This window comes from Actinomadura sp. 7K507 (assembly GCF_004348425.1).
GTDB lineage: Bacteria > Actinomycetota > Actinomycetes > Streptosporangiales > Streptosporangiaceae > Spirillospora.
The window spans coordinates 1-8,566 of sequence record NZ_SMKK01000320.1 but is presented as its reverse complement, the minus strand read 5'-3'; the positions used below and the strand labels follow the sequence as shown (position 1 = coordinate 8,566).

The window sequence follows — 8,566 nt, the reverse complement described above, 5'->3', positions numbered from 1 at the left end:
GGGTCGGGGCGGGTGGATCGGCCCGGACGTCCGGACCGGCACGGTCAGAGGAGGTGGTGGCCGGTGCGGCCGGATCACCCGGATGCATCTGGCGCACCGGCCGCCTGTGGCGGCGGCCGGTGGGATCACGTCAGGCCGTACGGCGCTCGCGCGCCGCACCGGCCGTCATGGACGGGGCGCTCGCTCGTCGGTGCCCGGCACCTTCGCGGTACTGACGGCGATGCGGTTCCAGGTGTTGATCGTGAAGATCAGGGCCAGCAGCCGCGCCAACTCGTCCTCCCCGAACAGGCCGGCCGCGCGGGCGTAGACCGCGTCGGGGACGCCGCCCCGCGACACCATGGTGACGGCCTCGGCGAGGTCGAGCGCCGCCTGCTCGCGGTCGGTGAAGAAGCCCGCCGCCTCCCGCCAGACGGCGATCATGAGGAGCCGCTCGTCGCTCTCGCCGGCCTTGCGGGCGTCGGAGGTGTGGATGTGCAGGCAGTAGGCGCACCCGTTGAGCTGCGAGGCGCGGATCTGGACCAGTTCGACCAGGGCGGGGTCCAGACCCTCGCGCGCCGCGGCGTCGAAGCCGATCAGGGCCTTGAACGCCTTGGGGGCGGCCTTGGCGAAGTTGACCCGGGCGACGGTGGCGATGGTGTTCTCATGCGTCATGACCACCACGCTAGGGAGCCAATAGACCTCGTATAAGGTGCACTTTCATGACGAAATCGTGGGTCAATCTGGCAGAACGACTCGGCAGCGACCTGCATCTGGACCTTGCCGGACCGGGCAGCCGCCGCGCCGTCCTCATAGGCGCGCTCCGCGAGGCCGTACGGGACGGGCGCCTGGCCCCGGGCACCCGGCTCCCCTCGTACCGGTCACTCGCCGCCGACCTCGGGCTGGCCCGCAACACCGTCGCCAACGCCTACGCTGAACTGGTCGCCGAGGGGTGGCTGATCGCCCGGCAGGGATCGGGCACCCGCGTCGCGCCCCGCACCGAGCCGGTCCGCCCGCCCCGGGTACCGAAGGCAGCGCCGGCGCGTCCCGCGCCGCCGGCGCACGACCTCAGGCAGGGGCAGCCGGACGCCTCCTCGTTCCCGCGGTCCGCCTGGCTGGCCGCCGCCCGCCGCGCGTTGAACGCCGCACCGAACGAAGCCTTCGGCCCGGGCGACCCGCAAGGGCGCGTGGAACTGCGCCGCGCCCTCACCGAGTACCTGGCCCGTGCGCGCGGCGTCCGGACCGCAGCCGACCGGATCGTCGTATGCTCCGGCTTCGCCCACGCTCTGAGGCTTCTCTTCGGCGGCCGTGTCCTGCACGGCCCGCTGGCCGTGGAGTCGTACGGGCTCGGCTTCCACCGTTCCCTCCTGGCCGCCGCCTCCGTCCGGACCGTCCCGCTCACCCTCGACGCCGACGGCGCCCGCACCGCCGAGTTGGCGGAGCTCAACGGGGTGCGGGCGGCGCTGCTCACCCCGGCGCACCAGTTCCCGACCGGGGGGCCGCTGCACCCCGAGCGGCGCATGACCGCGCTGGACTGGGCGCGCACCCGCGGAGGCGTGATCCTGGAGGACGACTACGACGGCGAATTCCGCTACGACCGCGAACCGGTCGGCGCCGTCCAGGGCCTCGACCCCGACCGGGTCGTCTACATCGGCTCGGTCAGCAAGAGCCTGTCGCCGGCGCTGCGACTGGGCTGGATGGTGCTGCCCGAGCACCTCGTCCCGGCCGTCCTGGCGGCCAAGGGAGAGCGGGAGGCATGGGTCGGCGTGGCCGACCAGCTCACCCTCGCCGACTTCATCGACTCGGGGCACTACGACCGGCACGTTCGCCGCATGCGCCAGCGCTACCGCGCGCGCCGCGACCGGCTCGTCACCGCCCTCACCGCCCGCGCCCCGCACATCGCGCCCACCGGCGTCGCCGCCGGGCTGCACGCGGTCCTGCGCCTGCCGCCGTGGACGGAGCGCTCCGCGGTCAAGGCCGCCACCTGGCAGTCCATCGCCCTTGACGGGCTCGCCGACTTCCGCCACCCCGACGCCACCATGCCCGCCCAGGACGGACTGGTCGTCGGCTACGCCGCCCCTCCAGACCACGGCTACGCGGAGGCCATCGAAGCGCTGTGCCGTATCCTCCCGCCCGACCCCGCAGAGCACTGACCGGCGCACCCCTGCGCGACGCGGCGAACCCGCGTGCAGGCTCCTCCTGCCCGACCAGACGCCACGGGGGTGCTCATCTCGGCGATGGTGCGGCGCTCGTCGTCGACGATGCCGGGAGCCGTCAGGGCCAAGGACGTGCCGGGCTGCCGGGCCGCCGGGCGGGGCCGGACGGCGATCCAGCGCATCGTTCCGCTTCCGACGTCACAGCGGACCTCGAAGCCCAGAATGTTGCGGTAGAAGGGCGGGGGCGACCGGGGGCATCCTCATGTTTGCCGCTGGCGCGAGTTCCTGTCCGTCTGAAGGTGCTTCAAGAACGGGTCACGCGCTTAACCCGCAGAAAAAGGATCACGCGAAGATCAACTATTACACCACTCCGCTGGACGTGACCCCGATCGCGAGCCGAGCCGATCACAACGAGCCCCTCCCCAAGTCGTGGACGAACACCCCTGACTCCATGTTGGCTCGTTGTCTGCTCGGCGGTTCCGAGACGGGGCGGCACCGAACGGCAGCCAGCGGCACGGGGAAGACGCTCGGCCAGCATCTTCTGGAACACGTGCGTGAGCCGTCCGGGAGAGACCGGGTCACCGTTGAGGTTGGTGAACACATGCCCGCTGTCGCGGTACCGGTCCCCGTAGGCCGCGGCCTCCGCACGCTGCCGGCCCCGGTGCCTCCGCAGCGCGGCGATCGTGGTGCGGTCCAGCGCGATGACGCGGGCGCTGTGCGCGGTCTTGGGCGGACACACCTCCAGGCGGCCGTTGCGCCGTTGCAGCTGCTGGCAGATGGTCGCGGTGCCGTGCTCCAGGTCCGCATCCACCCAGCGCAGCCCGGCCGCCTCACCGCGCCGCAGCCCCCGCAGCGCGATCACATGGTAGGCGGCGTACAGCCGATGACCGCGGATGGCATGCAGGAACGCGGCGGTCTGCTCGGCCGTCCACACCGCCACCACCGGACGCTCCCCCGTCCGCTCCCACTGCTCCACCCGGGCGGACGTCCACACCACCGCCCGCGGCCGCCGCGCCGTCGGCATCGCCAGCAATGCCGCCGGATTCTCGGCGATCAGGCCGTCCCGCAGCGCGGTGTTCAGTGCGCTGCGCAAGGTGGCCCGGATCCGATTCAGCGTCGCCTGCTTGAGCGGCCGACCATCCCGCTCATGCTCGTGGACGATCGCGGCGATCATCTCCCGCAGGTGCCGCACCGTCAGCTCGCCCAGCAGCAGCCCGCCCAGCTGCGGGGTCAGGTACCGCCGGACATGATCGGCGTAACCGGTCACCGTTGACGGCGCGCCCTGGTGGTTGTCCAACCACCGCTGCAGCCACGGGGCAACCGTGAGCGGACTCCCGGCCGGGCCGCGCAACCGCACCAACGCCTCCAGCGCGGCCTTGCGGGTCGGGAAACCGCCACAGCGGACACGACGCCGATGACCGTCCGTTCCGGTTCCCAGTTCGAGGAGCAGGTACCAGCTACCGTGGCTGCGCTCGGCCACCAACCGCGGGCACCTGCGGCCTATCGCCCTGCCACTGTCGGGATCCTCGCAGCCGCATCGCCGGTACACACCACCGGCACTCCTCGCTCTTCTCATAAGGGCAGGGTGGGTCTGCAGTGGATGCATCGACCGTCACGGACGGCGACAGACTGGCCCACCGAGCACGACAGCACAGCCTCGGGCTAGGGCGACACGAGCTCCTCCTGGTTTGCCTCCCATCACAGAAGCCGTGGCACCTCAGTACTAACCGTCGTCTCAGGTTCGCTCGGTAGGAAGCAGGCATCAGATCAGCGACGTGACCCGTATGTAGGAGGCCAGTGATGGCAGTCGACGGAGCGCCGTCCGGGGAAGGGCCGGCCGGTCGGTTGGCCGGTCGGTGGGTGCCGTGGTTGGTGATCGGCCTGTGGATGGTGCTGGCGGCGTTCATGGTGCCGCTGAGCGGAAAGTTGAGCTCGGTCACCACCGACAGCGCCGCGGACACCCTGCCGGCCAGTGCCGAGTCCACCAAGGTGGCGGTGCTGGAGGACAGTCTTTCCGGCGGCGACGACAACACGTTCGTCTTCGTGTACCACCGCGCCGGCGGCATGACCGACGCCGACCGCGCGACGGTCGAGCGCCACTACAACACCCTTGCCAAGCGGTACCCGCCGAAGGCGGCGGCCCCGGCCGGCGGCGAGGACGAGGGCCCACCGACGAGATCCTCCACCGACGACAAGGCGATGATGTTCACCCTCCCGGTGAGCACGACCTACGGCGAACCGGAGGCCATCGTCGGCCCGTTGCGTGACGCCGCGAAGGATCGCCCCGCCGGCCTGGAACTCGACGTGACCGGCCCGGGCGCAATCGACGGCGACATGGACGCCGTCTTCGACGGCATCGACCTGCAGGTCCTCCTCACCACCGTCGCCGTCGTCACGCTCCTGCTCATCCTCACCTACCGCAGCCCGGTGTTGTGGTTGATCCCGCTGGTGGTCGTGGGCGCGGCCGCACTGACCGCGATGGCGACCGTCTACCTGCTCGTCAAGGGCTTCGGCATCGTGGTCAACAGCCAGAACTCGGCGCTGCTGACGATCCTGGTATTCGGCGTCGGCACGGACTACGCGCTACTGCTCATCTCCCGGTACCGGGAGACACTGCACCACTACGAGAACGTCCGGGTCGCGATGGTCCACGCGCTACGCAGCGCGGCGCCGGCCATCGCCGCGTCCGCGGCCACCGTGGTCGCCGGCCTGCTCTGCCTGCTCGTCGCGGACCTGAACAGCACCAGCGGGTTGGGCCCGATCGGTGCGGCCGGCATCCTGTGCGCGCTGGTGGCCATGCTGACGCTGTTCCCGGCGGTGCTCGTGGTGCTCGGCAGGCGGATCTTCTGGCCGGCCATCCCGCGGTTCAGCACGGCCGTGGAGGAGAAGCCGGGGCTGTGGGGACGGCTTGGCACCGCCATCAACCGCCGCCGGTGGGTTGCGGCGCTCGGCTCGCTCGGAATCCTCGGCATGCTCGCCATCGGGCTGGCGGGCAACACCGGCACCCTGCGGGAGCAGGACCAGTTCCTGTCCGCGCCGGAGTCGGTCACCGGCTTCACCGTTCTCAGCCAGCACTTCCCAGAGCTCGGCGGCCAGCCGATGACGATCTTGACGCGGCCGGCGCACCAGGAGCGGGTGCTCGACATCGTCAAGGACACTCGCGGTGTGGCCCTGGCCATCCCGGAGGAGACCAGCGGTGGCTGGGCCAGCATCTCCGTGTTCCCGACGGACGCGCCGGAAACCGCCGCAGAGTACGACACGATCAAGCGGGTGCGCACCGCCGTGCACGCGGTGAGCGGGGCGGAGGCGATCGTCGGCGGGCCGAGTGCGGAGAACCTCGACACCGAGGTGACCACAAGCCGCGACGAGAAGCTGGTAATACCGCTGGTGCTCGCCGTCGTCCTGATCATCCTCGGGCTGCTGCTGCGCGCGATCGTGGCCCCGCTGGTCCTGATGGCCACCGTGATCGTCTCATTCGCCGCAGCCTTCGGCGGCAGCGTGTTCGTCTTCGACACGATCCTCGGGTTCAAGGGGATCGACTATTCGGTGCCGCTGCTGGCATTCCTGTTCCTGGTGGCGCTCGGCGTCGACTACAACATCTTCCTGACCAGCCGGGCCCGGGAGGAGACCGTGCGTCTCGGCACCAGAGAGGGCATGCTCAAAGCCCTCTCCGCCACCGGTGGCGTCATCACCTCGGCAGGCGTGGTCCTGGCGGCCACGTTCGCGGTCCTCACCACACTTCCGCTGGTGATGCTGATCGAGGTCGGGTTCCTGGTCGCCTTCGGCGTGCTGCTCGACGCCCTGCTGGTGCGGTCGGTCCTGGTGCCCGCCCTCACCCTGCTGATCGGCCGGCGGATCTGGTGGCCGAGCCGGCTGTCCCGTCCAGCGGCGGAGCTGCCGGACGGTCAACAGTCGCTCGCCGACGACGAGGAGCCCACGCTGCAACGGTGAGCGCGGCGGCACGGACGAGATCCGGGACGGGGACCCAGGCCCGTCCCGGATCTTTTCATGGGCCCGACGGCCGCCCTTCGGTCCCGCGCCGCGCGCCGGGGCCGGGGCCGGGGTCGGCGCACCGTGTCCTGCCCCGACGGTGAGCCGCGCGGGGCCATGCCCGAGGGCCGCCGACCCTTGTCCTGCGCCGCGCCCCCAGGGCGGGTCAGCGCACCGCGGTGTCCTACCCGGCGGTGAGCCGCGCGGTCGGGGCGGGCGGGGCCGCGGCCGGAAGGTCGACACGAAGCAGCGCGCCACCGCGTGCGGAGCGGGCGACGGTGGCCCGGCCGCCGTGGGTGTCGACGACCCGCTGCACGATCGACAGCCCCAAACCGGATCCCGGCAACGCCCGAGCACTGTCGGTACGGTAGAACCGGTCGAACACCCGCGGTACGTCGGCGGCGTCGATACCCGGCCCGGCGTCGTCGACCTCGAGCACCGCCGACGCGCCCTCGGCACGGAGCCGGACCTGGACCGGCCGGTCCGCGGGGGACCACTTGCCGGCGTTGTCGATGAGGTTGAGCACCGCCCGCTGGAGCGCAGCGGGACGCCCGCTCACCCACACGGAGGTTTGGTCGAGCGCGACCTCGATGTCGGGCACGCGGGAACGCGCCCGGGTCGCGGCGGCCACCACCACGTCGGCGAGGTCGAGCAGCTCGGTGCTCTCGTCACTGACGTCACCGCGCGCCAGGTCGGTCAGCTCGGCGGCAAGGGTGCTCAACTCGGCCACCTGGGCGCCGAGATCGTTGAGCAGCCGGGTCCGGCTCTCCGCCGGCAGTGCGCTGTCCAGGGTGCCGCGCCGATCGAGCCGGATCAGCAACTCGACGTTGAGGCGCAGGCTGGTGAGCGGGGTCTTGAGCTCGTGGGCGGCGTCCTCGGCGAGCAGCCGCTGGGCCCGCCGGGAGTCCCGGAGCGCGGCGAGCATGTCGTTGATCGACTGAATCAGCCGCCGGATCTCCCCGCCGCCCTCATCCGGGATGTCGGCGTCGAGATCCCGGGTGTGCGCGACACGTACCGCGGCGGCGGTCAGCCGGTCGATCGGTGCCAGCCCGGTCCGCGCCACGGCCCGCCCGACAAGGGCGCCGCCGACCACGCAGAGCAGCCCGATCAGCAGCATGCCCAACCCGAACCGGGTGATCGGGCTGTCGTCGGCGGCGACGCGGGCCACCTGGACCGCGCCGTCGCCCGCCCGCAGCGTGTAGATGAAGTAGCCGTCGCTGTCGTTCGACTCCATCAGTCCGGCCGACGCGCCCTGCGCCACGCGCCCGGCGTGCTCGCTGACCGGGGGCAGCGCGGGTTGGCCGGCCGGCGTCCGGGTCGAGCCGTCGGGCAGGATGACCCGCACCAGCTGACCGGATCCGGGATACGGCGGTAGCTGGACCTGCGCCAGACCGGCGCGCTCCGCGTTCGTCGCCAGGACGCGGGAGTCGGCGCGTAGCTGGTTCTCGGCGGTGTCCTGCAGCTCCCAGTTCAGTAGCTCGATGCCCACCTGGAAGGCCGCGAACACGCTGACCGCGATGGCCGTCGCCGCGATCACCGTCAGCCTGGTCCGCAGGGACCGCCGGCGCCACCATCGGGTCAGCCGGCGCGGTTCCCGGCCGGCGGGCCTGCTCACGGAGGAGTCTCCCGCAACGTGTATCCCAGGCCGCGCAGCGTGTAGATCAATCGCGGCTCACCCTCGGCCTCCATCTTGCGGCGCAGGTAGCTCACGTATACCTGGAGGTTGTTGGCGGTGGCGCACATGTCGAAGCCCCAGACCGCCTCGAACAGCGCGTCGCGGGTCAAGACCCGGGTCGCGTTGCGCACGAGGACCTCCAGGAGGGAGAACTCGGTCCGGGTCAGGCGCAGCGGCCGCCCGCCACGCCACGCCTCGAACCTGTCGGGATCGAGCCGGACGTCGGCGAACGACAGGACCTGCGACTCCCCGTCGGGCGGCGTGCGCCGGCGCAGCAGGGCCCGCACCCGGGCCAGCAACTCCTCGGTGGCGAACGGCTTGGGCAGGTAGTCGTCGGCGCCCGCGTCCAACCCCGCGACCCGGTCGGAGACCTGGTCACGGGCGGTCAGCATCAGCACCGGCAGATCCCGGCCCGCGGCCCGCAACCGCCGGCAGGTCTCCAACCCGCCGAGGCGGGGCATCATCACGTCGAGGATCAGCAGATCCAGCGTGTCACCACCGGCCCCCCCGACCCCGTCGAGCACGGCGAGACCGTTGGCGACGGTGCTGGTGTCGTAACCCTCGACCTGGAGCACCCGCTCCAGCGACTCACGGATGGCCCTCTCATCATCCGCGATCATGATCCGCACGCCGGCCCGCCCCCTTCCAGTCCATGCTTTTGCCGCTCAGTGTCCCCGATCAACCTGAGAGCAGGATTAGCGCGTAGCTGGGGACCCGCCGCTGCCACTACCGGCGACGGGGGCGGGGGAAGGTGCGGGCGTTGGGTCAC

Annotated in this window: 6 protein-coding genes and 1 pseudogene; 2 read left to right on the top strand and 5 right to left on the bottom strand. The window is 71.7% G+C overall.

The window, feature by feature from the left end; all coding sequences use genetic code 11:
- Nucleotides 1-165 precede the first annotated feature (165 nt).
- Nucleotides 166-651, bottom strand: a complete 486-nt coding sequence (locus E1285_RS40875) for a carboxymuconolactone decarboxylase family protein (RefSeq protein ID WP_132159977.1) — start codon at nucleotides 649-651, stop codon at nucleotides 166-168.
- A gap of 47 nt (nucleotides 652-698) precedes the next feature.
- On the opposite strand from E1285_RS40875, the gene E1285_RS40870 reads away from it, so the two are divergent.
- The gene (locus tag E1285_RS40870) at nucleotides 699-2,129 is read left to right on the top strand and encodes a PLP-dependent aminotransferase family protein (RefSeq protein WP_132159976.1); all 1,431 of its coding nucleotides are present in this window, start codon (nucleotides 699-701) and stop codon (nucleotides 2,127-2,129) included.
- Between the two features lie 74 nt (nucleotides 2,130-2,203).
- Here E1285_RS40870 and E1285_RS47945 read toward each other — a convergent pair.
- Both E1285_RS47945 and E1285_RS40860 read right to left on the bottom strand, forming a co-directional pair.
- Nucleotides 2,204-2,368: pseudogene (locus tag E1285_RS47945) on the bottom strand (VOC family protein); the annotation flags it as partial.
- 68 nt (nucleotides 2,369-2,436) lie between these two features.
- Nucleotides 2,437-3,612, bottom strand: a complete 1,176-nt coding sequence (locus E1285_RS40860; protein ID WP_165966972.1) for a site-specific integrase — start codon at nucleotides 3,610-3,612, stop codon at nucleotides 2,437-2,439.
- A 320-nt stretch (nucleotides 3,613-3,932) separates the two neighbouring features.
- Between E1285_RS40860 and E1285_RS40855 the strand changes: the two genes are divergently transcribed.
- Nucleotides 3,933-6,083, top strand: coding sequence for an MMPL family transporter (locus tag E1285_RS40855; RefSeq protein ID WP_132159974.1), 2,151 nt, complete (start codon nucleotides 3,933-3,935; stop codon nucleotides 6,081-6,083).
- Between the two features lie 223 nt (nucleotides 6,084-6,306).
- On the opposite strand, the gene E1285_RS40850 is transcribed toward E1285_RS40855, so the two are convergent.
- The gene (locus tag E1285_RS40850) at nucleotides 6,307-7,737 is read right to left on the bottom strand and encodes a HAMP domain-containing sensor histidine kinase (RefSeq protein WP_132159973.1); all 1,431 of its coding nucleotides are present in this window, start codon (nucleotides 7,735-7,737) and stop codon (nucleotides 6,307-6,309) included.
- Nucleotides 7,734-8,426: a response regulator transcription factor gene (locus tag E1285_RS40845; protein WP_132159972.1), complete on the bottom strand. Its 693-nt coding sequence runs from the start codon at nucleotides 8,424-8,426 to the stop codon at nucleotides 7,734-7,736. Before E1285_RS40845 ends, E1285_RS40850 begins: the two co-directional genes overlap by 4 nt.
- Nucleotides 8,427-8,566 lie beyond the last annotated feature (140 nt).

Coding starts and splice junctions, on each gene's coding strand:
- E1285_RS40875 (WP_132159977.1), bottom strand. CDS start 651: ATGACGCATGAGAACACCATCGCCACCGTCGCCCGGGTCAACTTCGCC.
- E1285_RS40870 (WP_132159976.1), top strand. CDS start 699: ATGACGAAATCGTGGGTCAATCTGGCAGAACGACTCGGCAGCGACCTG.
- E1285_RS40855 (WP_132159974.1), top strand. CDS start 3,933: ATGGCAGTCGACGGAGCGCCGTCCGGGGAAGGGCCGGCCGGTCGGTTG.